Annotated in this window: 18 protein-coding genes; 9 read left to right on the forward strand and 9 right to left on the reverse strand. The window is 46.5% G+C overall.

The window, feature by feature from the left end; genetic code table 11:
• The first annotated feature begins 39 nt into the window (after window positions 1–39).
• On the forward strand, window positions 40–2,811 hold the full coding sequence (locus AC060N_RS07460) for a phosphoenolpyruvate carboxylase (protein ID WP_479526537.1): 2,772 nt from the start codon (window positions 40–42) through the stop codon (window positions 2,809–2,811).
• An 87-nt stretch (window positions 2,812–2,898) separates the two neighbouring features.
• Here AC060N_RS07460 and AC060N_RS07465 read toward each other — a convergent pair whose 3' ends face one another.
• The 3 genes from AC060N_RS07465 to AC060N_RS07475 all read right to left on the reverse strand — a co-directional run bounded on the left by AC060N_RS07465 (window position 2,899) and on the right by AC060N_RS07475 (window position 6,473).
• The gene (locus tag AC060N_RS07465; protein WP_479526538.1) at window positions 2,899–3,741 is read right to left on the reverse strand and encodes a class I SAM-dependent methyltransferase; all 843 of its coding nucleotides are present in this window, start codon (window positions 3,739–3,741) and stop codon (window positions 2,899–2,901) included.
• A gap of 253 nt (window positions 3,742–3,994) precedes the next feature.
• The gene (locus tag AC060N_RS07470) at window positions 3,995–5,647 is read right to left on the reverse strand and encodes a S41 family peptidase (RefSeq protein ID WP_479526539.1); all 1,653 of its coding nucleotides are present in this window, start codon (window positions 5,645–5,647) and stop codon (window positions 3,995–3,997) included.
• Window positions 5,648–5,840: 193 nt separating this feature from the next.
• Window positions 5,841–6,473, reverse strand: a complete 633-nt coding sequence (locus AC060N_RS07475) for an NAD(P)H-dependent oxidoreductase (RefSeq protein WP_479526540.1) — start codon at window positions 6,471–6,473, stop codon at window positions 5,841–5,843.
• A gap of 123 nt (window positions 6,474–6,596) precedes the next feature.
• Between AC060N_RS07475 and AC060N_RS07480 the strand changes: the two genes are divergently transcribed.
• Window positions 6,597–6,974: a winged helix-turn-helix transcriptional regulator gene (locus AC060N_RS07480; RefSeq protein ID WP_211297908.1), complete on the forward strand. Its 378-nt coding sequence runs from the start codon at window positions 6,597–6,599 to the stop codon at window positions 6,972–6,974.
• Between the two features lie 13 nt (window positions 6,975–6,987).
• Here AC060N_RS07480 and AC060N_RS07485 read toward each other — a convergent pair whose 3' ends face one another.
• On the reverse strand, window positions 6,988–7,494 hold the full coding sequence (locus AC060N_RS07485; RefSeq protein WP_479526541.1) for a GNAT family N-acetyltransferase: 507 nt from the start codon (window positions 7,492–7,494) through the stop codon (window positions 6,988–6,990).
• A gap of 235 nt (window positions 7,495–7,729) precedes the next feature.
• On the opposite strand from AC060N_RS07485, the gene AC060N_RS07490 reads away from it, so the two are divergent.
• The gene (locus AC060N_RS07490; protein WP_479526542.1) at window positions 7,730–8,626 is read left to right on the forward strand and encodes a C1 family peptidase; all 897 of its coding nucleotides are present in this window, start codon (window positions 7,730–7,732) and stop codon (window positions 8,624–8,626) included.
• Between the two features lie 5 nt (window positions 8,627–8,631).
• Here the strand turns inward: AC060N_RS07490 and AC060N_RS07495 are convergent, their stop codons facing one another.
• A complete protein-coding gene (locus AC060N_RS07495; RefSeq protein WP_479526543.1) occupies window positions 8,632–9,612 on the reverse strand; it encodes an NAD-dependent epimerase/dehydratase family protein in 981 nt (326 codons plus the stop codon).
• Between the two features lie 8 nt (window positions 9,613–9,620).
• Entirely contained in the window at window positions 9,621–10,427 is an 807-nt protein-coding gene (locus tag AC060N_RS07500; protein ID WP_463230210.1) for an SDR family NAD(P)-dependent oxidoreductase, read from the reverse strand.
• 342 nt (window positions 10,428–10,769) lie between these two features.
• Here AC060N_RS07500 and AC060N_RS07505 point away from each other — a divergent pair, with 342 nt between their 5' ends.
• Both AC060N_RS07505 and AC060N_RS07510 read left to right on the forward strand, forming a co-directional pair.
• Entirely contained in the window at window positions 10,770–11,066 is a 297-nt protein-coding gene (locus AC060N_RS07505) for a hypothetical protein (protein WP_479526544.1), read from the forward strand.
• 92 nt (window positions 11,067–11,158) lie between these two features.
• Window positions 11,159–12,613 (forward strand): TrkH family potassium uptake protein, encoded by a 1,455-nt coding sequence (locus tag AC060N_RS07510; protein WP_463230214.1) that lies wholly within the window; start codon window positions 11,159–11,161, stop codon window positions 12,611–12,613.
• Between the two features lie 17 nt (window positions 12,614–12,630).
• Here AC060N_RS07510 and AC060N_RS07515 read toward each other — a convergent pair whose 3' ends face one another.
• Window positions 12,631–13,275, reverse strand: coding sequence for an oxidoreductase (locus AC060N_RS07515; protein WP_479526545.1), 645 nt, complete (start codon window positions 13,273–13,275; stop codon window positions 12,631–12,633).
• A gap of 184 nt (window positions 13,276–13,459) precedes the next feature.
• Here AC060N_RS07515 and AC060N_RS07520 point away from each other — a divergent pair, with 184 nt between their 5' ends.
• The gene (locus tag AC060N_RS07520) at window positions 13,460–14,614 is read left to right on the forward strand and encodes a DUF819 family protein (RefSeq protein WP_479526546.1); all 1,155 of its coding nucleotides are present in this window, start codon (window positions 13,460–13,462) and stop codon (window positions 14,612–14,614) included.
• Between the two features lie 18 nt (window positions 14,615–14,632).
• On the opposite strand, the gene AC060N_RS07525 is transcribed toward AC060N_RS07520, so the two are convergent.
• Window positions 14,633–14,839: a hypothetical protein gene (locus AC060N_RS07525; protein ID WP_479526547.1), complete on the reverse strand. Its 207-nt coding sequence runs from the start codon at window positions 14,837–14,839 to the stop codon at window positions 14,633–14,635.
• A 342-nt stretch (window positions 14,840–15,181) separates the two neighbouring features.
• Between AC060N_RS07525 and AC060N_RS07530 the strand changes: the two genes are divergently transcribed.
• From AC060N_RS07530 to AC060N_RS07540, 3 genes are all read left to right on the forward strand, one after another.
• Complete coding sequence (locus AC060N_RS07530) at window positions 15,182–15,955, forward strand: class I SAM-dependent methyltransferase (protein WP_479526548.1); 774 nt, start codon at window positions 15,182–15,184, stop codon at window positions 15,953–15,955.
• Between the two features lie 173 nt (window positions 15,956–16,128).
• Window positions 16,129–18,090 (forward strand): tetratricopeptide repeat-containing sensor histidine kinase, encoded by a 1,962-nt coding sequence (locus AC060N_RS07535; protein WP_479526549.1) that lies wholly within the window; start codon window positions 16,129–16,131, stop codon window positions 18,088–18,090.
• 288 nt (window positions 18,091–18,378) lie between these two features.
• Window positions 18,379–19,650, forward strand: coding sequence for a cation:proton antiporter (locus tag AC060N_RS07540; protein ID WP_479526550.1), 1,272 nt, complete (start codon window positions 18,379–18,381; stop codon window positions 19,648–19,650).
• An 84-nt stretch (window positions 19,651–19,734) separates the two neighbouring features.
• Here the strand turns inward: AC060N_RS07540 and AC060N_RS07545 are convergent, their stop codons facing one another.
• Window positions 19,735–21,114: an aldehyde dehydrogenase gene (locus AC060N_RS07545; RefSeq protein WP_479526551.1), complete on the reverse strand. Its 1,380-nt coding sequence runs from the start codon at window positions 21,112–21,114 to the stop codon at window positions 19,735–19,737.
• Between the last annotated feature and the right edge of the window lies 1 nt (window position 21,115).

The following is a 21,115-nucleotide window of genomic DNA, read 5'->3' on the forward strand; positions in this document are numbered from 1 at the left end:
TATTTCGGATGTTTAGTTCGGTAGAAAATTGCGATGACTATGAAAACTGTATTCACCGAAGTGAGGAACGCGCTGGGAAGGCCGTATGAAGATTTGGATTTTTTGTTGACTTGCTTTCGCGAAGTGCTCGAAGAAAGCGGCAAACAGGACATAGTTCCTTACATTCCCTGGATTAGTTCCGATGAACAACCTCCCGAAGAAGTACTTCTGAGTAACGATTATATTCACATGCTTTCAATGAGCTTTCAACTGGTTAACCTGGTTGAAGTGAATGGAGCTGTTCAAAGCCGGCGAGCCAGGGAAGATCGGGATATGAGTTCGGTTAACGGATTATGGTCGGCGAATTTCAAATTGCTGAAGGAAAAAGGAGTCACGGAAGACCAAATTCTGGAAGTATTGCCCAATGTGCTGGTCGAGCCTGTATTGACAGCACATCCTACTGAGGCAAAACGGACCGTAGTGTTACAGGAATACCGCCGGTTGTACCTGTTGTTGGTTCGTCGTGAAAACAAGATGTACACCCACATCGAACGGGAGGATATCCGCGATGAGATCAAACAAATTCTGCACCGGTTGTGGAACATCGATGAGATTTACATCGAAAAGCCTCGTTTGGAATCGGAGCTCGATAATATTCTGCACTACTTCACCAATGTCTTCCCCGATGTCGTGGTCTTCCTCGACAAGCGGTTGCGGCAGGCCTGGCGAGAATCCGGATTTGATGTAGCTAAGCTGAATGATACTGATTTGTTTCCGGGATTATCGTTTGGAAACTGGGTCGGTGGTGACCGTGACGGCCATCCGCTGGTAACGCCGGAAATTACCCGCATGACGCTGAATAAACTACGCATTCATGCTTTTGTGATTGTCAAGAAAGAGCTGCTCACTCTGGCTCAGAAACTGAGTATTTACATTAGTTTGCATGGAGCCGGCGAAGATTTTGCTACGCGGTTAGGACAACTGGTTTCTGATTTGGGGGCGTCAGGAGAAAAAGTGCTGAAAGAAAATCAAAACGAAATATTCAAAGCCTACGTCATGTTGTTGCTGCACAAGTTGCCCATCGATGTGACGCAGGAATACAACATGGCACTTGAAGATGCTGAAAACCGGTATCGCTCCTCCGAACAACTGGTAGCGGATTTAGACATTCTCTCACAGGAACTGGAAAGTTTCGGTATTCCGGAGATTGCACACGTCGATGTGGGACGCTGCAAGCGACTGCTCAATGTATTCGGTTTTCACCTGGCGCAGCTCGACATTCGTCAGAATAGTCAGTTCCACGAGAAAGCGCTGGAACAGTTAGTTGCTGCGTCTTTAGGGGTAGATGCCGGCGCTGATTCGCTTGCCGAACAAAAAGACAAGCGTCAGTTTTTGGATGCCGAATTGAAGATGAACCGGCCTTTCTTGCTGGAACATTCAGGAACCGGCAACGAAGCCCGCAATGTTGTCGAGACGCTACAGGTCGTGAAGAATCACATTAGTCGTTATAGTTCACGCTCCATTGGTAAGCTCATCATCAGTATGACCCGAAACGCCGAAGATTTGCTCACGGTTTATCTCTTCATGCGCGAGGCAGGACTCACGATTGAATACAACAATGCGTTGGCAGCCAAATTGCCGGTGGTACCGCTTTTCGAGACCATCGGTGACCTGAAGGCGAGCCCGCAGATTCTGGATGACTATCTGAGCCATCCTGTGGTGAAGAACAGTTTGGAATTGCAACGCGAACGTACCAAAGCCAATGCCCTCTACCAGGATGTAATGGTCGGGTACAGCGACAGCAACAAGGATGGTGGTATTTTGGCGAGCTCGTGGTTTTTGAACGAAGCCCAGCGCCACCTCACCGAAGTGGGGAAGAAGCACGGGGTTATCGTTCGTTTTTTCCACGGTAAAGGAGGAAGTATCAGTCGTGGCTCGGGACCGCTGCACTGGTTCATCAAAACGCTGCCTTACGGTTCCATCAATGGACAATTCCGGGTAACCGAGCAGGGGGAAACCATCGAGCGGAAATATGCCAACCTGGTTAACGCGGCTTATAATCTGGAGTTGATGTTGGCGAGTGTCACGGCACAAACAGCGTTGCACAAGTTTCTTCCTTCCGGGAATGGAGATGTGGCAGGTTTGTTCCGCAAGCTGGGAGAGCGGGGACAATATTACTACCATGAATTGATTTCGGATCCTGATTTCATCCAATTCTTCTCGCAGGCTACTCCCATTGATGTGATTGAATCGAGCAAGATTGGTTCCCGTCCGGCCCGTCGTACGGGTAAGCGTTCCATCGAGGATTTGCGGGCCATCCCGTGGGTATTCAGCTGGGCGCAGTCGCGATTCAATATCACCAGCTGGTATGGCGTGGGCTCTACGTTGAAAGAGATGCAGACCAACGACAAGGAGGAATATGCGAAACTTTGTCAATTAGTAAAATACGATCCGTTTGTGCGGTATGTGATGACCAACCTCGACTCGAGCCTGGCGTCTACCGATGAGCGCATCATGGCAAAATATGCTGCCTTGGTGGAGGATGTCGATGTTCGGGAACGGATGATGACTAAAATGGTAACCGAGTTCGAGTTGACCCAAAATATGCTTTCCGATCTGTTGAAGATACCCATTCATGAACGTCGGAAGAATCATTATTATTCCACCATGCTTCGCGCGGAAGCGCTGGCACATCTTCACGATGCACAGATTGAACTGCTCAGTAAATGGCGGACTGCTAAAAAGGACAATCTTCCGGATGAAGACCAGTACCTGTTTGCGCTCTTGCAGTGCGTGAACGCCATTGCTAATGCGCTGGGAACGACTGGATAATGACTCTGAAATAGTGACGTTTTTAAGAAATAAAAAGGCAGCCCAATCAGGCTGCCTTCGTTGTTAGAATGCAATTTATTCTTTTGCTCATTCTTTGATGGCCTGACAAAAGGTAACATTCTCACCGCTCCATGGATCGTTTCTGGGCAGCACATCTTCATGGAAACTAATGGAACTAAAACCATGTTTGCTCAGCATTCCGCTCAAATCACCATGTGAGAACAGGTGTGTCCAGAAACGGTAAACATCGCTTTTATCCTGCTCGTCGACGACGATATGCTGATAGAGAATCACCTTTTCTTCCGGATAGAGAAATGATTCAGAAAGTACCAGGTAGGGATCCGGTTTCCAGAATCCTCCGGCAGATGCTTCCCACGTTCTAGGCGTGGTTTTCTTTTCTGGTTCGTTGTCGTTGAGCACATCGAAGATGAATTTACCACCAGGCTTCAATACCCGATGAACCAGTTTGAGGAGTTTTTCCCTGTCATCCGGTATCAACACACCAAAGTCGGTGTAAATCAGGATAACCAAATCAAATTGATTGGCCTCCAGTTCCAGCGCGGTGTAATCAGCCTGCAGGTAGCTAATATCGAGCTGTTTGCGTTGCGCTTCTTCGCGGGCGTACGCTATGGAATTCTCCGAAAAGTCAACACCGGTGACCTCGTGGCCTTTGTTGGCCAATTGCTCTGCATACAAGCCGGGACCACATCCCAAATCCAGGATGTTCAGTGACTTCTTTTCGGATTGTTTGAGCATCCAGTCAACAGTTTGCAGAATTGTCGACTTTTTTCGGCTTCCCAGGTCAATTTCCTCGTTGAGGTGAATTTGTAACACTTGCTTTGAAATGTACGGATCCGTCCACATCACGGCGGAACCTTTCTCATATAACGATGGCATCTGAGCTTTCGCCAGTATATCTGTGATTGTCATAACTTTTTATTTAATGTGTGATGGTTTATGTGCGAATAGCCACACACAACCTGAATCATAAATTGTAAAATAATGGAGTCTGAAGAGCATGCAAGATAAAGACAGCAACTAAAAGCTGCTATTCGGCTCTTCCTGGTTCTCCCGGAAGGGAGTTGGGTGATATCGTTATTTTGTTTTCAAAGCGTTTCAAAGATAGAGCTTTCTGTTCATTTTCACCAGAAATCGGTGGTTTTTGATTTTCGGTCAACGATGTTTAGTCGGTAGTTCCGGCCAATTTAAGCGCATATTCCATTACTGCATCCCGCCCGTCGATAATGTCCTGCTGAGTTAATTCTACAGGATAATCAGGGATAATTCCCCGCTTCGGGTCCATATTTTTAACCGCGGCGGTATATCGTCTCACACGCGCCGTCCCGACCATGATCCGGGTATGCTTCAATGGAGGGTAAGTCGCATTGCCGGTACAGGTGTAAGTGGCCCCCATCTCGGTACCGATAAACTTGCCCACCTGATGATATTTCAGTAGTCCGCAAAAATGGCCGGTGGTGGAAAAGCCGTTTCCGTCGATAAGGGTAAATAACTTGCCTTGATAGGGAAAGGCTGGTTGAGGGACTGGATTCGCCAGCGTATCATATTTACCGTAGTGGTCCTCGAAATAAGGTACTGGCTCAGGTTCCAGATAAGCCCAGAGGTACGAGGAACAAAAGGGATCGCCGCCGCCGTTTCTCCGTAGGTCAAGTATCAGGTTCCCGATTGCATTTTTCTCGATTACCTGAAAAACACTATCGACAAAACTCCGGAACATACCTACCCGGCTGTAATAGCCAAAAGTATTGATGGTTAAAACGCCCGCGTTGGTTCCTTCGATTTCTTTAAATGATAGTTCCGTATGTTTCGTTTTGCTTTTATCGATGGCCTCTTTGGAAACTGGCTGAAGGAACGCCACTTGCTTTTGTCGCTTTCCCGGAACTAAATATTCTATCTGAAAAGTATCCTGAAAGCCATAGGCATGGGCATATTTAATGGCGAAATTCTGGGTGGCTTTGGTGAGCCGGTATGAGTGGTTGAAACCATCAGCTGAAGTGAGAGCAGCCAACTGGCTGATAATATTGGATATCGGCAATTGGTTGACTGTGAGTAGTTCGCTGCCGACCGGAATTTCTTCCTTGTTATCGTAGCTGCCGGTTACGTAGGTTTTCCCTTCCGCTGCTTGCAACTTCAGAGGAAACAATCTTTCGGGCGCCACATTCCAGTAGGCGTTTGGAATCCAAAGACTGGAATGACCACAGCCCACCTGCGAAATTACTTCGGTCATCAACATCAGGAATGTCCGGAAGTCAAGTGCTGTATCAATCCGGGAGTAGCTTAGGTCAAAGAGTGAATCAAGTACTTCTTTGGTTGTATAGTCATACAGTGCCGGGTGGGTAGTCTCAAGTATTTGGCGGAATTGCCGGAAGTCTTCCTGCAACTTCTGCTTGCTAAAGACGGCTGGGTAGCTGAAATATTCATCGTAACGAAAGTGAGCAATCGGTAGGACTATTTTTTCTTTTTCAAGAATGAACTGCCTGTTCCCACGATCGGGATTAGTTGGATCCGGGTTTCGTTCCCAGAAGAAATGGCCTTGTTTTTTCTCAATCACAAATTTGTAGGAAATGGTGTCTCCTGCTTCCTCCATTATATCAAAAGTACCCTGATAAATGCGCTGCTCTGGTAACCTCTTTAGCTCATAGGCAGTTCCTTTCCACTTGTTAAATGAACCTCTGACAAATACCTTGTTGCCATCGGCAGGAGAAAATAACCCTGCACTTATCAGGTCCTCAAGATCGATCCGGAAGGTTACCAGTACTTGTCCGTAGGCGGGGGCGAGGAGGAAGAAAAGGGTTGAAAGCAGCAGGATGTTTTTCATGGCTTTCCGGTATTTCGTTAATCGTTTGGTTTGATGTAACTCTAATTTAATGAATTTGTGTCTTTTGTTGAGGTTCTTTGGTCTGTTTTGAAAAACAAAAAAACGGATGAAAAGCAGTAGCCTTCCATCCGTAGCATGAATAATCGCCAAGTATTAACCTGTGCGGTTGATTTTATGTTGCGAGATAATCTGTTTAGTTCAGCTCAATGAAAAACTTGTCTTTTGGCGTACGTACCTTTTTCATATTCACCAGCCAGTCGTTGTTTCCGTCGCGGTAGCCCAGCGGCAGAATTGTTACACTGCGCAATCCTTTTTCCTTCAGGTTGAGCAACTCATCCATGGCAGCAGCGTCGAAACCTTCCATCGGGGTGGCATCTACTTTTTGTTCAGCGGCAGCAGCAATGGCCAATCCAAAGGCGATATATGCCTGCTTGGCAGCGTGGTGGAAGTGCCACTCTTCCGGCATTTGTGAGTACATGCCCCACAGTCTTTCCCGGTAGGCATCCATCGCTGTTTCGGGCAAACCACGTTCTTTAATCGTACGGCTGAATACCTCTTTGATTTTCTCTTCGGTATAATTTTCCCATGCGGCAAAAACCAAAACATGCGATGCATCGGTGAGTTGACTTTGGTCCCAGGCAATCGGTTTCATCTTCTCTTTCAGTTCTTTATTGCTAATCACCAAAACCGAGTAGGGTTGCAGCCCTGAGGAAGACGGCGCCAACTGGGCGGCTTCCAGGATATATTGTAGTTTTTCTTCAGGAACGGCTTTGCCATTCATTTTCTTGGTGGCATAACGCCATTTCAGGTTATCATTTAAATTCATGGTAATTTTTTTTAGACCAATTAAAAACAATGGCAAAAATACACTATGTTTGCTATTGAAAAGTAACTACTATACTAAAGTATACCGGTATACCGAAGTATAGTATCAATAAATTCAATGGTTATGGCGTGTGATGCAACGGTACTGGCCGAAGTGAAGATGTGTTCCAGTAACTACGTGATGGCGGTGAATGACACGATGAACGTCATCAGTGGCAAATGGAAACTGCCGATTATTGGCTCATTGCTTTATGGAAAAAAACGATTCAAAGAGTTGGAGCGTGATATCGCGAAAATAACGCCTCGCATGCTTTCGAAAGAGTTAAAGGATCTGGAGATGAACAGCATCGTGAAACGCACAGTCCACAACACGATCCCGGTAACGGTGGAATATGAATTGACTGATTCAGGCCGCCGCTTTAAAAATGTGCTGGACGTGATGGTAGAGTGGGGACTGGAACACCGCCAGGATGTGATGAGTGAAATTACTGGCGGGAAATGAGTTTCAAACTGAACTAACACTTGATAGCGTACTCAAGAAACTCCTGTCCATCCGAAGCAAATCCGTTTTTAACCCTCTTCATTCCACATTTCTCGGAAACGAGAACCGAAGCGTGATTCGCTGCATACATCCGGGCGATGAGTTGTTCTGTTTTTAGGGTACTGAAAGCATAATCGATTAAGGCCTGACAAATCTCCGTCCCGTAACCTTGTTGCCAAAAAGCGGAGTCGATGATGTAACCGAGCTCCAGCACCGATAAATCGTCGAAGGAATTGAAAAGGCCAGCTTCACCAATGATTTGGTTGGTATCTTTCAATTCTACCGCGAATATCCCGTAACCATCTTTTATGTGCTGGTTGAATTTCCGGTATTTTGCGACAAGTTCTTTTTTTGCCCAGCGATAGTTTCCATCGGACACATACTGCATGTTTTTCTTTCGGTTGTAGATACGAAGAAGCTCATCGAAGTCACTTTCTTCCACATTGCGAATGTTTAATCGGGCCGTTTTAAATCGAAGCATCAGTCAACTTTTAGTAGGATATAAAAGTATAAAGGATAAGTGAATATCGCTCGTTTCTTTTGTATTGCATTGGCATCGTGGACGATAAATTGTATATTTACTATTAATCCCACATTTTTCCCATTCTCTCAACCTTTTACCAGAGGACTGCCTGAGTTTTTTCAGGCTGTTTATATCCACCCTATTTTTAACCAGATAAGAGGAGGAAGGAAAAATGTATGCAACCTATAAACAAGTGAAGTTAATTGAATGCAATCAGTTGGTTGGGACCGGATGGCTGCCGCCATTGCCCGATCTGCGGGACTATACCGAAAAGAAACCGGAAATTGCCACGATAGCTAAAAAGCTGAAACTGCCGAAAGGAAAGGAGTTGAAAGCGCTTCCGGCTAAAATGGACCTGCGGGAATGGTGCTCTCCGGTAGAAAACCAGAAAAATCTGGGTGCCTGTACGGCGCATGCGGCAGCTGGAATTATTGAATATTTCGAGAAAAAAGCGAACAACAAATATATTGACGCATCGCGCTTGTTTATTTATAAAACCACGCGAAACCTGATGCAAGTTACGGGCGATACCGGAGCCTGGTTGCGAAACACAATGGGGGCACTGGTTCTTTGCGGTGTCCCGGACGAGAAATTCTGGCCTTACACGGATGCTAAACCGGAGTTCGACAAAGAGCCGGGTAGTTTTGTGTACGCCATTGCCGATGATTACAAAGCGATGAAATATTTCTGCCATGATCCGCAGGGGGCCAATGTTCCGGGTGATGATGTCTTGCTTGGTGTGAAGAAATTCCTGGCAGCAGGAATTCCTTCGATGTTTGGCTTCTGGGGATTTGCCTCGTTTGATTCGTGTGATGTCGTTGGTGGAATTCCATACCCGTGTCCGGGAGAACAGGCACAATGGGGACATGCCATTGTAGCGGTTGGTTACGACGACAGCAAGAAACTGAAGAATACGAAATGCAATAAAACCACGACGGGTGCGCTACTCATCCGGAACTCGTGGGGAGCAAACTGGGGTGAGCAGGGCTACGGCTGGATGCCCTATGATTATGTGACGAATAAACTGGCCACCGATTTCTGGTCGTTACTGAATATGGCCTGGGTCGAAACCGGTCAGTTTGGGATTTGAATGGATTAACTGAGCATGTCCTTACTCCGGAACCATTGGACCGCTTCTTCAATTGCCTGCTTAACCGGATGAAAGGTCATGCCCAGTTGTTTGCTCGCTTTCTCGTTGCTGTAGTAGTTGTGTACGCACAAGCTCCGCATGTTGACCGACGAGAAACTGACCGGGTAGTTGATAAAACGAAGCAGATCGCCAAGATATCCAACGGCAATTAAAATGAATTTGGGAATCGGTATCAGCACGGGTCTGCGTTCGGTAACTTCTGCCAGTCGGCGGAAGAATTCCCGGTAGGAGAGGTTTTCATTGGCCATGAGATACGCTTCGCCTGCGATTCCATTTTCCAGGGCCAGCACCGTTCCTTTGGCGACGTCGGCTACATGTACAAAGTTCTTTCCTCCCGGCGGATAAAAAATAACCGGTTTGTGGTAGCCCATGAAGATGATTTGTCCGGAGCTGGGTTTTCCGTCGTAGGCTCCCAGCATAAACGTGGGATTGACGACCACGACTTCCATTTGCTCCCGGTGGGCCAAGACCCGATTTTGTGCTTGCTGTTTGCTTCGGGCATAGAAAGAGGAGGTGAATGGCGCTTTCATGGCGGTCGTTTCGTTTCCGGGATTTTCCTTGCTTCCGTAACCAAATGCATTGGCTGAACTGACGTAAACGAACCGTTTGATTTTGGCATCGATTGCCAGCTTGATGAGCTCTTCGGAAGCCTGGACATTCACCTTTTCATAAGCATCATAACGGAGGAGGTTTTGAGCCGTTAGCGCTGCCACATGAATGACGGATTCGCATCCTGCTAAAGCATTTTTTACGGAAGGAAAGTCGGTGATATCGCTCTCGATGAGCTCGAGATTCGGGTGTGCGGGGTATTGAAACTTCCGGCGGTCACGCAACAAGCCTTTTACGTGATACCCGTTATCAAGTAATTCGATGATAATATGGGTGGCCAACAGACCATTGGCACCGGTGACTAATATGGTTGGCATACACCTTCTTATTCAATTTGAAATTTAGATTCGCGCCGGAAAGCCCGGTTCAGCATAGGAAACTTGATCCACGTCGGGACAAATCGCATGAAAAGCCAGCTCAGACGATTGCTCCAGCCCAACAGAATAAACGATTTCTTCTTCAGCAACTGATGAATGCTTCTTCTGGCAACTTCTTCCGGCGAAAGCAAACCGATCTTTCCCAACATTCCCTGCTGTTTGATGCGCTGCGTGACGTCGTCGTTGGTTTTCATCGGGCCGGGGTGAACCACGCTGACAAATACATGACTGTGTTTTAGTTCCTGGTGCAAACTGCGGGAAAAGTGCTGAATGAAACGTTTGGATGCTGAATAAACCGCTTTGTAAGCCATCGGACAAAACGAAGCCATACTGGAGACATTGAGGATGTAAGCTTGCTTTTGCTGCATCATATTGGGCAACAACTGGTGGGTAATCATCGCGGTAGCCCGAATGTTTAACTGAATGATGCGGTCGACAAAATCGACGTTGGTTTCATGGAAACTTTCCGTTCCGCCCAAGCCCGCATTGTTAATGAGAATGCTGATGTTGAAATTTTCATTGAGCCAGTGCGTAAGCGCCAAAAGATTCTCCTTCTTCGTCAGGTCTGTTTCATAGTAATAAGCTTTCACCCCAAGAGCTCTGCACTGTTTGGCAATGCTTTGGATATCTTCGTTGGGCAATGCTACCAGAATGGTATTGAATTGTCTTCTGGCCAGCTCTAAAGCCATGTGTTTCCCCAATCCTTGACTGGCACCGGTCAAAAGGGCAAATGATTCACCCGTTTCTGTTGTCATATGTGGAAGTTAAATTTGTTCATTATCAGATGGTCGATACAAAACAGTAAATGGAGCGGCATGCCCTTTCCATTTATACATGTTTCACATAAACTTTGAAGTTACCAATTATTGATGCGGGGAACAAATTGAGCTGACATCTTCGTTGTTTCTCCGGGAGGGATAAAAATAATGTTCTTTGCTTAGGGCAGGTTGAATCTTAAATCAATGTTTAATTAATCTTATCTTACTCATTTAAGTGTTAAATTCGGCGGTTGGATGACTTTGAATAGGAAGGAAATATTCTATTTTTGCGCCGTTAAAATGAAAAGCAGGCTCATTCGACATAGTATTGTTTTCATCATGTTTACCTGTGTCTTGCAGGTGACAGTTAAAATGTATGTTCAATTTTCAGGACAATCTGACGGAAAAAAAGAGTCTGCGAAATCTGCTATGGTTTGGGCGCTGTTGGGTGATACCGCAGACAATCCAACTCAAGTGACTCCGGAAGTGGAGCAGCAGGCCCTTACTTTTGCACTTCCCGTCGGGGCAGAGCGAAGGTTGGCGTCCGATAGCGCATTTTGTTTCGCCTCTTCTCACGCCCTGAAAGATCATCATATCCCTTTGCATTTATCCGATTCGTCGCCTCCTGCTTGTTAAAAACAGGTGAGGTAAGCTTTTTTGACTCAATTTTGTTTTAACCTGAGTAGAAGTCGCTCTTAATAGTGTGTGCAACTACCGCAAGCATTTGAATGAAGGATATAAATTTTAAACTGGTTACCAATACACTGGGCATTGCTTTGATTTTTGAAAGCTTGTTCATGCTCGTCGATATTCCCATCTCGCTTTTGTATGGAGGTACCGATGTGTATGCTATTGCCTGGTCATTTGTGATTACGATGGCAGCCGGCGGTACAATGGTGCTGTCGACCTATCGTAACCTGGTGAAAGAGCCCGGTTTGCGGGACAGCTTCCTGGTGGTGGTGCTGGTTTGGATTTTCATTGCATTGTTTGGGACATTGCCCTACCTGTTGAGTCAATCCATTCCGCGTTTTGTGGATGCTTTCTTCGAAACGGTTTCAGGATTTACCACGACCGGGTCCTCTATTCTGGTCGACATCGAAGGATTGTCGAAAGGCATTCTGTTCTGGCGTGCCGAAACGCACTGGATTGGTGGTATGGGAATTATTGTGCTGGTAATTGCCATCATGCCGTATTTCAGGGTGGGAGGACAGCATTTGATGATTGCCGAAGGTTCCTTTTTCGGTGTCGACAAAATCAAGCCCCGCTTCATCGATGTGGCCAAGCGTTTGTGGTTTATCTACCTCGTGCTGACGGTGGCCGAAACCATTTTACTAATGGCCGGCGGCATGGATTGGTTCGATTCGGTGTGCCACTCTTTTGCGACGGTGGCTACCGGTGGTTTTTCTACGAAGAACACCAGTGCCATGCAGTTTTCGCCGTACATTCAGTATGTGCTGATTGTTTTTATGGCCCTTTCGGGAATGAATTTCTCACTGCACTATTTCTTCTTCCATAAAAAGTGGAAAGCCGTGTTTAAAAACGAAGAGTTCCGCTTGTACTGGGGAATTCTCATCCTGGTTTCTCTTTTTCTGGCGAATGAAGTACGTCATTTTTACCATGGCGACCTGGAAGAAGCTTTCCGGCAATCGCTCTTCCAGGTGGTTTCCATCATTACCGCAACCGGATTTTCGTCGGCTGATTACAGTCAGTGGCCGCCAATGGCCATTCTGGTGATCTTCTTTATCATGTTTATCGGGGCCAGTGTGGGGTCGACCGGTGGAGGAATTAAGGTTGCGCGACATTTGATCATGTTCAAAAATGCCCGGCGGATTTTTCATAAGATGATTAGTCGTCATTCGGTCGTGCAGGTTCGGTACAACAAACAGGTGGTTAGCGAGCGCGTGATCCTGAGTATCTATTCCTTTGTCTTTATTTATTTCCTGACTTTCCTGATTGGTTCCATCATCATGATGAGCACCGGTCTCGATTATAAATCGGCGTTCAGTAGTGTGATTACCACGCTGGGCGGAATTGGTCCGGGACTAGGCAAAGTGGGACCTGCCAACAACTTTTCCGGAATAACCGATTTTGGGAAATACTACCTATCGTTTAATATGATTCTGGGCCGTCTGGAGATCCTTTCGGTACTGGCCATTTTTACACCGTCTTTTTACAAAACCTGATTCTTCCCGTTAGGAGATTATTCCATATCCTGAATCTCGTTCGATTCCAGAATGTGTAATCCCGGACTGGCTGTTAGTGCCATGTGATACATGCTTCCGGCTACTTTTCCGGCCGATACGGCACGGTATTTCTTCGGAATGAGAGGACGAAGGATTTTCATCATTACAGCACTGAACTCTTCGCCAAATCGTTTCTCTTTGCGGTCGCCCAACAAAAGCGATGGACGCACGATAATCGTGGTTTCCATTCCGATTTTCCGAATGGCCTTCTCCATTTTCCCTTTAATGCGATTGTAGAAAAACATCGATTTGGGATCGGCTCCCATCGAACTGACGACCAGGAAGCGATGGGCACCCAGTTCTTTGGCGCGTTTGGCCAGCGTGACGACGTATTCGAGGTCCACTCTCCGAAAAGCGTCTTTGCTGCCGGCTTTTTTCATGGTCGTGCCCAATGCACAATACACGTCGTCGATGCGCTCTTCCAGCGAAAAATCCACCAGCTGGTCAAAATCAATCAGGTGTTCGATGATTTTATCGCCCGGATTTTCCATTTGGCGACGAACCAATAAATGGATGCGGCTATATTCCGGCGAACCGGAAAGATAATAAACAAGTTCTTTACCTACCAGGCCGGATGCTCCGGCAATAACTGCTGTTCTCATGATGGTTTGAACGTTAACTTTTTGTGATAAAGAATTCGATAACGGAAAATATTTTTGGTGCTTCCCATTAACAGGGAACGTCTCCGGAGGTTCATTGCCAACTCCCCGATGACTTATTGAAATAGGCGAAGTGCGGATATTATCCTATTTTTACGGCCACTTTGCTGTACATAAACTTAAGCTTATGTTGCTCCTGAAACAAATTCTGTTGGTTATCTTTTATTTATTTTCTCCGTTGCTGGTTCTGCACCTGAATCACCGATACAAGTTTGTCAATAAGCTTGGTGCGGTGGTCGTAGCTTACCTCGTCGGATTGTTACTGGGTAACCTGCCGATTTTGCCGGAAGGAAGCCATGCGATTCAGGATACCATCACAGCTATCGTTATTCCGCTGGCCATTCCGCTGATGCTTTTCTCCTCTAATCTACGCGATGCAATGCATTTGGCCCGGCGTACCATGCTTGCCATGATAATCGGCATTTTCAGCGTGACGGTGGTTGTGGTCATAGGTTACCTGACGTTACGGGGACAAGAGGACGATTTGTGGAAGATTGCCGGCATGTTGATTGGCGTTTATACCGGGGGCACGCCGAACCTCGCTTCCCTGAAGTTTATGTTGGGAGTAGACGATACGCATTATCTTATCACGCACACCAGCGACTTAATTATTTCGGGAGCCTATTTCTTTTTCCTGATTTCGGTTGGGCAGCGGGTTTTCAACTGGGTGTTGCCGGTTACCCCGAAAGGAACGCATCAGGCGGATGATTTCACTGATTTGGATGGAAGTGATCCGTATTGGGGCATGCTGAAACGAGACAAATACATTCCGTTGCTGAAGGCGTTTGCTTTGGCTGTCGCTATTTTCGCGGTAGCAGGGGGTGCATCTTTCCTGTTTCCCGAGAGTTACCAGGTGCCGGTGGTGATGTTGCTGATCACGACGCTGGGACTGGCCGCTTCGTTTGTGCCGGCGTTTAACCACATCGAAAAGTCGTTTGAACTAGGCATGTACCTGGTGCTCGTGTTCAGTGTGGTGGTCGCTTCCATGGTAAATATTCCGGACCTGATTAACGGCGCGCCAACCCTTTTCTATTACGTCTCGATGGTGATTTTCGGTTCGCTTGTGTTGCAGGTCATCTTGTCTCGCATTTTCAAAATTGACACCGATACGGTTATCATTACCAGCACGGCATTGATTTGCAGTCCGCCCTTTGTGCCGGTCGTCGCCGGAGCGCTTCACAACCGCCGCATTGTGGTTCCCGGCCTGACCGTTGGTATTATCGGCTATGCCATTGGCAACTACCTCGGCTTTGTAATTGCCGAGCTGCTGAAGAACTGGTAAGCTATTTTTCAGTTTACCTTATTTGTTGGTCTTCAGCGGATGTTCCCGCTTAATGGCACAACGGGTCAGGTAAATGGTTCCATTGATAATTAGTACCACAGAAATTCCCTCTAAAAATCCCAGCAGAAAATCATTCAGGTTGTCACTAAATATTCTGCTAAAAATCAGAAGCAGGTTGCCAATACCAAATGATAGGAAGCTCAGGAAACGTAACGGTTTTTTCATCAATTTTCTTTTAAAATTATGTTTTCTGATCGATTAGACTTACAATTGGCGAATCGTTACATTTTTCTGAAAAAAAAGAGGAAATAAATTACATTTTGTTGATAATCAGTAGCTGAAAAATCTCTACCTTTACCCCGTCTAAAACCATTGGATGTTTAAATTGAATTCGGATTTGGTGAAGTAAATAACCTTAGGCGTTCTGCCGGGGTTATCCCTTAAGCAACTCAGGCACATTCCTGCCGGAGTTATTTTCATGTCTGTATAATAAATCACTTTCTGATGCCCTGCAGATGAGCACTGTGCCATTGTGCGGAGGTTTCAGGTATCTTAAATTTAAACGTCATGAGTAACGAAAATAAATCCATTCACGAATTCGATGTGAATTTAATCTGCGAGTATTTTGCCACCGTTGAACGACAAGGTCCCGGCAGTCCTGAAATAACAATGAAGGCATTGAGCTTTGTCGACAATCTGACGGACAAGTCCCGCATTGTGGACCTTGGTTGTGGAACAGGCGGCCAAACGATGGTGTTGGCACAGCATGCTCCCGGACAAATTACCGGTATCGACCTGTTTCCAGGGTTTGTGGACTTGTTCAATGCCAATGCACGTAAGCTGAATCTTCAGAATCGGGTGAAAGGTATCGTTGGTTCCATGGATGATCTTCCTTTTCAGGAAGAAGAACTGGATCTGATTTGGTCGGAAGGCGCGATCTACAACATAGGCTTTGAGCGTGGACTGAACGAATGGCGGCAATTTCTGAAACGAGGAGGTTACCTCGCCGTTTCCGAGGCGTCGTGGTTTACCGACGAACGTCCGGCTGAGATTGATGAATTTTGGCAGGATGCTTACCCGGAGATTGACACGATTCCCCGCAAGGTAGCCCAAATGCAACAAGCCGGGTACGTTCCGGTAGCAACCTTCATCCTTCCGGAAAGCTGTTGGACCGAAGATTTTTATTCACCGCAGGAGGCAGCACATGAAGCTTTTCTGAAGAAAAATGCCGGAAATAAAATGGCTGAAGAGTTCATTGCGAACCAACGGCATGAGGTTCAGCTGTACCACAAATACAAGGATTATTACGGTTACGTTTTCTATATCGGAAGAAAGCTTTAATTTATTGATTGAGAGGGATTATTTCTGCTTCGTCAGGATAATTCCTCTTATTAAATAATCTCTTGGTATACAAATTCCCTGTGTAAAGATGGCTGCACTGCAATATTGGACAGGGAAAACCGTTTAATTCAACACGTTTAATTTTTAACTTTAGCGCAAATTTTGAGCATCGTATGAACAGGAAACTGTCGTATTTCACTATATACATTCTGGTATTTGCATTCAGTTCGCAACTTTACGGGCAAACCATCTCGTCCGGTGAATTGAAAAAACTTGATTCGCTGCCCAAGCTGGATCAGGTGAAAATGCTTTCGGCATGGTGTTGGAAAAACCGGGAAAAGAACACTGATGAGGCTATTCAGTATGGACTGAAAGCGATAAAGATTGCCAAAGCGGAAGGCTACGATAAAGAGCTGGCCACGCTCTACAATTACGTCGGTGTCCTGTATCAGCATTACAAGTACGAGATTCAGAAAGGGATATCGTATTACGACCTGGGATTGCCTCTTAGTTTGCAGGTAAAGGATTCGGTGGAAATTGCTTATGTGTACAATAACCTGGGGGACGCTTTCTATAAGATTGGGAATATTCCGCTGGCGTTCGAGTATGCTAAAAAATCGATGGCTATATTCGAGCGTTTGCATAATGCACCCGGTATTGCGTACAGTTACATCAACATGGGGGAGTTGAGCCGTATTAACGAGAAATACAATACGGCGCTTGATTACTTCCGGAAGGCAATCGCCCTTCGCCAAACCTTTAACGATTCCACCGGGATTGCTTCAGCCAACCTGGAGATTGCGCGGACATTGTTCCTGAAAGGGCAGACCGATTCGGCCATGTATTATTTCCGCCGGTCGCTGGAAAAGCACGAGCAAATTAAGAACAAGAACTACATGGCTTATTCCATGCAGGGAATGGGCGATGTTTTTCTGCGCAAAGCTCAGTACGATTCGGCCTATGTTTACTTCAAGGGCGCATTGAGGTTATGCCGGGAAAGGAAAAATCCAACGGGTGAGATTGATAGCCAATTGGGAATGGCGAAGGTGTTGGCGAAAACCGGAAAAGAGAAAGAAGGGGAACAAATCCTGGATGAGGCCCTGGTCAATGCCCGGAAATCGAAACTTACCCCGAATATCCTGAAGGTTTACAAAGCCAAGGGCGAATTCTATCATCAGTTAAAAGAGTTCCGCAAGTCATCCGGGAACTATCAAAACTATGTTGCCACGTACGATTCGTTGTTTTCGGCTTTGCAATATCAAACTTTGTCCGAAATTAAGGACCGCTTTCAGATGACAGAGCAGCTAAATCGTGTTCATCAGGACTTAAAGGCAAAACAGAAGGACCAGATTTATGCCATAATAATCATCGTATTGCTGTTGGTACTTTCGCTTGTTCTGGTTCTGCGGCACCGGACTGTTTCCCGGTTAAGCGCCGAACTGTTGCAGTCGAATCGATCGAAAGATAAAATCCTCTCCATCGTTTCGCACGATTTGGTCAGTTCGTTCAATGCGCTGTTGGGAACAAGTGAACTGTTGATGGAGGACCTGGACGAAGGTGATATGGCTGGGGCCAAAAGTAACGGCCGTTTGATTCAGCAAACCTCGGAAGAGACCTATCGTTTCATCTCCAATTTGCTGACCTGGGCCCGCTCGCAGCAGCATACCATTCGATTGTACAAGGAAGAGTTCGATTTGAGCGGATTGCTGACCGATGTGAAATCGATGTTCGACAACCAGGCCCGGATGAAGGAAATTCAATTCCGCGTTAACGCCGGTGCAGAGGTGATGGTGAATGCCGATAAGAATCTGCTCCAGATCGTGCTGGTCAATTTGCTGAACAATGCATTGAAGTTTACCAACCCCAACGGAACCATCGATCTGTCAATCGAAATGAAGGAGAATCAGGTGAAAGTTTCGGTGAAAGACAACGGCGTTGGCATTTCTCCGGAACGAATGGCCGAGCTCTTCAAAAGCCGGACCATCGATAGCCTTCCTGGTACTGGTAACGAAAAAGGAACCGGCCTGGGACTGTTCCTGTGCAAAGAGTTCGTGGAAATGCATGGTGGCAAAATTCATGTGCACAGCGTGGAAGGAGAGGGCTCGGAGTTCTGGTTTACGCTGCCACTTGCCTGATAATATTGGGAACCATTTTTTTAGGGAAACACTTTTTTTGTTTAGAGTAAGGTTCACTATTCCATTCTGAAGCCTAAAATTTTATGTATTTCGGTTAACAAACCTGTAAGTTGGGGAGTATGTGCTGTGCTTAAAAACATTTTTGCTTAAAATCGGCATCTTATTTAGAAACAATCTACGAGCTTTTTTATATTTGTACCCTGATTTTTTGAGTTGACAATTGTTATAACAAATACCGGAATCGGATGATTCTATAATTGTAAAATAACCAGATTAAAGAACCATAAAATGTCGCATACAGATCTTATTGACTTAACCATTATCTCCGTCATGACGCTCGGATTTTTTGCGTTTTTGCTGAGTGAAAAAGTGCATATTTCCTCTATTCCGATACTGATTGTTCTGGGCTTCTTATTTGGACCTGTTTTCGGATTGATTCCGAACGATCAGGGACACACCATTTTTAACTATGCCCGTGTGCTGGGACTGGTCCTCATCCTATATACAGAGGGGCATAATCTGAAATGGTCCATGATTAAAAAGCACATTGCAACCATCGGGATAATGGCTACCGTCGGGATGATTTTAACAGCCGCTGTCAGTGGCTTCCTGTTCTCTTATCTGTTCGACCTTCCTTTTGGAGCCGGAATGCTTTTCGGAACCGTTGTGGCGGCCACCGACCCGGCTACGTTGATTCCCCTGTTCAAGCAGAACAAGGTGGATGAGAACATCAAAACCGTCATTGTCACCGAATCTATTTTCAACGATCCGCTGGCGATTGTGTTGAGTACCCTGGCCATTGCCATGGTGGCTCCGCATGCCGACCAGGCGCATCTCATCGAAAATATCGCTCAATACACATCCATTTACCCGGCCGGAGTGATTTACTTCCTCTATGTGATTGTTTCATCCCTGGCGCTGGGACTGGGAATGGGAGTGCTCGGTTACTGGACCATCCGTTGGCTGAAACCGGGACTGTTTCCTCAGATTTTTGGTATTTCCATCGCATTCGGAGGTTTCCTGGTCGGTGAAGCTGCTCAGTCATCGGGATACCTGGTGGCGACCATCATCGGGATTGTCTTCGGAAACCACGCCATCCTGTTTAAGAAATGGAACGAACACGAAGGGTTCAATAAATTCGTTGATGAGGAGATGCACTTTAACGAAATCATCTCTGATTTGGCCAGTGTGTTCATCTTTATTTTGTTCGGTGCCACTGTTAATATTTCTGTTCTCAACGAAACCTTGTTAAAAGGTGCTATCATTGCTTTAGGGGTTGTTTTTATTGCCCGTCCCATTGCTGCGTTAGCCATCGTGCCGTTGAAAAAATGGAACTGGAAAGAATACTTGTTTATTTCACTGGAAGGGCCAAGAGGAGTGGTTCCGGCAGCTTTGGCGGCTATTCCTCTCAATATCGGATTTATGAGTCATGACCAAACCCTGATTTATTGGGGTGAGATTATTCTCTCGGCCACGATTATGACCGTGTTGATTTCCGTATTACTCGAAACACTCTGGGTAAAACCTCTTTCGAAGAAATTGCTGACGCCCAAAAAATAATAGGCAACGTCAGTTGCGGGAAAAGCACCAAAAGGGTTTTCAAAGAGCCTCTTTGGTGCTTTTTTAATTACTCAGTAAAAGTTCTTACTTCAATATCCTCTTCAGCACCCAAAAGTATTTAAACGGTACATATTTGAAGGGCAAATCAATCCACGTGGGGGAAGTGACGATGGAGCGCTGGTTGCTGAACGCCAGAAAGCTCTCCCGGCCGTGGTAGTTGCCGGTACCGCTGTTGCCAACGCCGCCAAAGGGCATATGATGATTGGCAATGTGCAGTAGGGTGTCGTTGATGCAGCCTCCGCCGGAAGTAGTTTTGGCTAAGACTTCTTTTGCCTGTTTATTCTTGCCGAAATAGTAGAAGGCGAGGGGCTTTTCGTTTTTGTTCACGTATCCAATGGCTTCGTCGATGTGTTCGAAGGTCATCACCGGAAGGATGGGGCCGAAGATTTCATCCTGCATGACCATGAAATCAGGTGACACATTGTCGATGATGGTGGGAGCGATGTACTTTTCGCCGGCATCCACTTCGCCGCCGGAATGGATGGTTCCCTGGTTTAACAATCCGGTCAGTCGTTCCATGGCCCGTTCACTGACGATGCGGGGATAGAACCGGCTTTGTTGGATGTCGGGGCCGTACATCGACCGGATGTTTTCAGCGATTTTATCCAGCAGCTGGTCTTTCACCGATTGGTGGGCCAGCAGGTAATCGGGAGCGATACAGGTTTGCCCGGCATTGATCAACTTTCCCCAGGCGATACGTTTGGCAGCGATATCGAGGTTGGCATCTGCATCGACGATGCAGGGACTTTTGCCACCCAGTTCCAGCACCACCGGTGTCAAATGTTTGGCCGCTGCTTCCATCACTACTTTCCCGACTTTCGGACTGCCGGTGAAAAAGATGATGTCGAAACGCTGGGCAAACAGGCGGGTGTTGGTTTCTCTTCCTCCCTGAACAACACTCACATATTCCGGGGCAAAGTGTTCGTGAATCATCTCTTCCATTACCCGGGCAATGGTTGGCGCATCGGGTGAAGGCTTCAAGATGCTGCAGCAGCCGGCTGAAATGGCGCCCACCAGCGAATTGATCAACAACTGAAACGGGTAGTTCCACGGGGCCACGATTAAGGCGACTCCCAGCGGCTCGTAGATGATTTTACTCGATGACGGTAACAGCTGAATGGGCGTGGAAACACGTTTCGGTTTGGCCCACTTCTTCAGGTGCTTGATGTGGTTATCGATTTCGCCGGTCACAATGCTGATTTCGGTCAGAAAGGCTTCCTCGGGCGACTTGTGCAAATCGACCCACAATGCCTGTTCTATTTTCTCACGGTATTGGTCGATGGCTTGCCTGAGCTTGCGCAACTGCGTTAACCGGAAGCCGACATCCCGGGTTTGATGGGTGGAGAAATAAGCCCGCTGGCTCTCCAGTTTCTCAACAATGATCTGTTCAGCTGTATCGTTCATC

The organism is Prolixibacter sp. DSM 2831, from assembly GCF_056493735.1.

What these genes read in the sequence shown, in the direction of transcription:
- AC060N_RS07460 (WP_479526537.1), top strand. Translation starts at nt 40, where the DNA reads ATGAAAACTGTATTCACCGAAGTGAGGAACGCGCTGGGAAGGCCGTAT.
- AC060N_RS07465 (WP_479526538.1), bottom strand. Translation starts at nt 3,741, where the DNA reads ATGACAATCACAGATATACTGGCGAAAGCTCAGATGCCATCGTTATAT.
- AC060N_RS07470 (WP_479526539.1), bottom strand. Translation starts at nt 5,647, where the DNA reads ATGAAAAACATCCTGCTGCTTTCAACCCTTTTCTTCCTCCTCGCCCCC.
- AC060N_RS07475 (WP_479526540.1), bottom strand. Translation starts at nt 6,473, where the DNA reads ATGAATTTAAATGATAACCTGAAATGGCGTTATGCCACCAAGAAAATG.
- AC060N_RS07480 (WP_211297908.1), top strand. Translation starts at nt 6,597, where the DNA reads ATGGCGTGTGATGCAACGGTACTGGCCGAAGTGAAGATGTGTTCCAGT.
- AC060N_RS07485 (WP_479526541.1), bottom strand. Translation starts at nt 7,494, where the DNA reads ATGCTTCGATTTAAAACGGCCCGATTAAACATTCGCAATGTGGAAGAA.
- AC060N_RS07495 (WP_479526543.1), bottom strand. Translation starts at nt 9,612, where the DNA reads ATGCCAACCATATTAGTCACCGGTGCCAATGGTCTGTTGGCCACCCAT.
- AC060N_RS07500 (WP_463230210.1), bottom strand. Translation starts at nt 10,427, where the DNA reads ATGACAACAGAAACGGGTGAATCATTTGCCCTTTTGACCGGTGCCAGT.
- AC060N_RS07505 (WP_479526544.1), top strand. Translation starts at nt 10,770, where the DNA reads ATGTTTACCTGTGTCTTGCAGGTGACAGTTAAAATGTATGTTCAATTT.
- AC060N_RS07510 (WP_463230214.1), top strand. Translation starts at nt 11,159, where the DNA reads ATGAAGGATATAAATTTTAAACTGGTTACCAATACACTGGGCATTGCT.
- AC060N_RS07515 (WP_479526545.1), bottom strand. Translation starts at nt 13,275, where the DNA reads ATGAGAACAGCAGTTATTGCCGGAGCATCCGGCCTGGTAGGTAAAGAA.
- AC060N_RS07520 (WP_479526546.1), top strand. Translation starts at nt 13,460, where the DNA reads ATGTTGCTCCTGAAACAAATTCTGTTGGTTATCTTTTATTTATTTTCT.
- AC060N_RS07525 (WP_479526547.1), bottom strand. Translation starts at nt 14,839, where the DNA reads ATGAAAAAACCGTTACGTTTCCTGAGCTTCCTATCATTTGGTATTGGC.
- AC060N_RS07530 (WP_479526548.1), top strand. Translation starts at nt 15,182, where the DNA reads ATGAGTAACGAAAATAAATCCATTCACGAATTCGATGTGAATTTAATC.
- AC060N_RS07535 (WP_479526549.1), top strand. Translation starts at nt 16,129, where the DNA reads ATGAACAGGAAACTGTCGTATTTCACTATATACATTCTGGTATTTGCA.
- AC060N_RS07540 (WP_479526550.1), top strand. Translation starts at nt 18,379, where the DNA reads ATGTCGCATACAGATCTTATTGACTTAACCATTATCTCCGTCATGACG.
- AC060N_RS07545 (WP_479526551.1), bottom strand. Translation starts at nt 21,114, where the DNA reads ATGAACGATACAGCTGAACAGATCATTGTTGAGAAACTGGAGAGCCAG.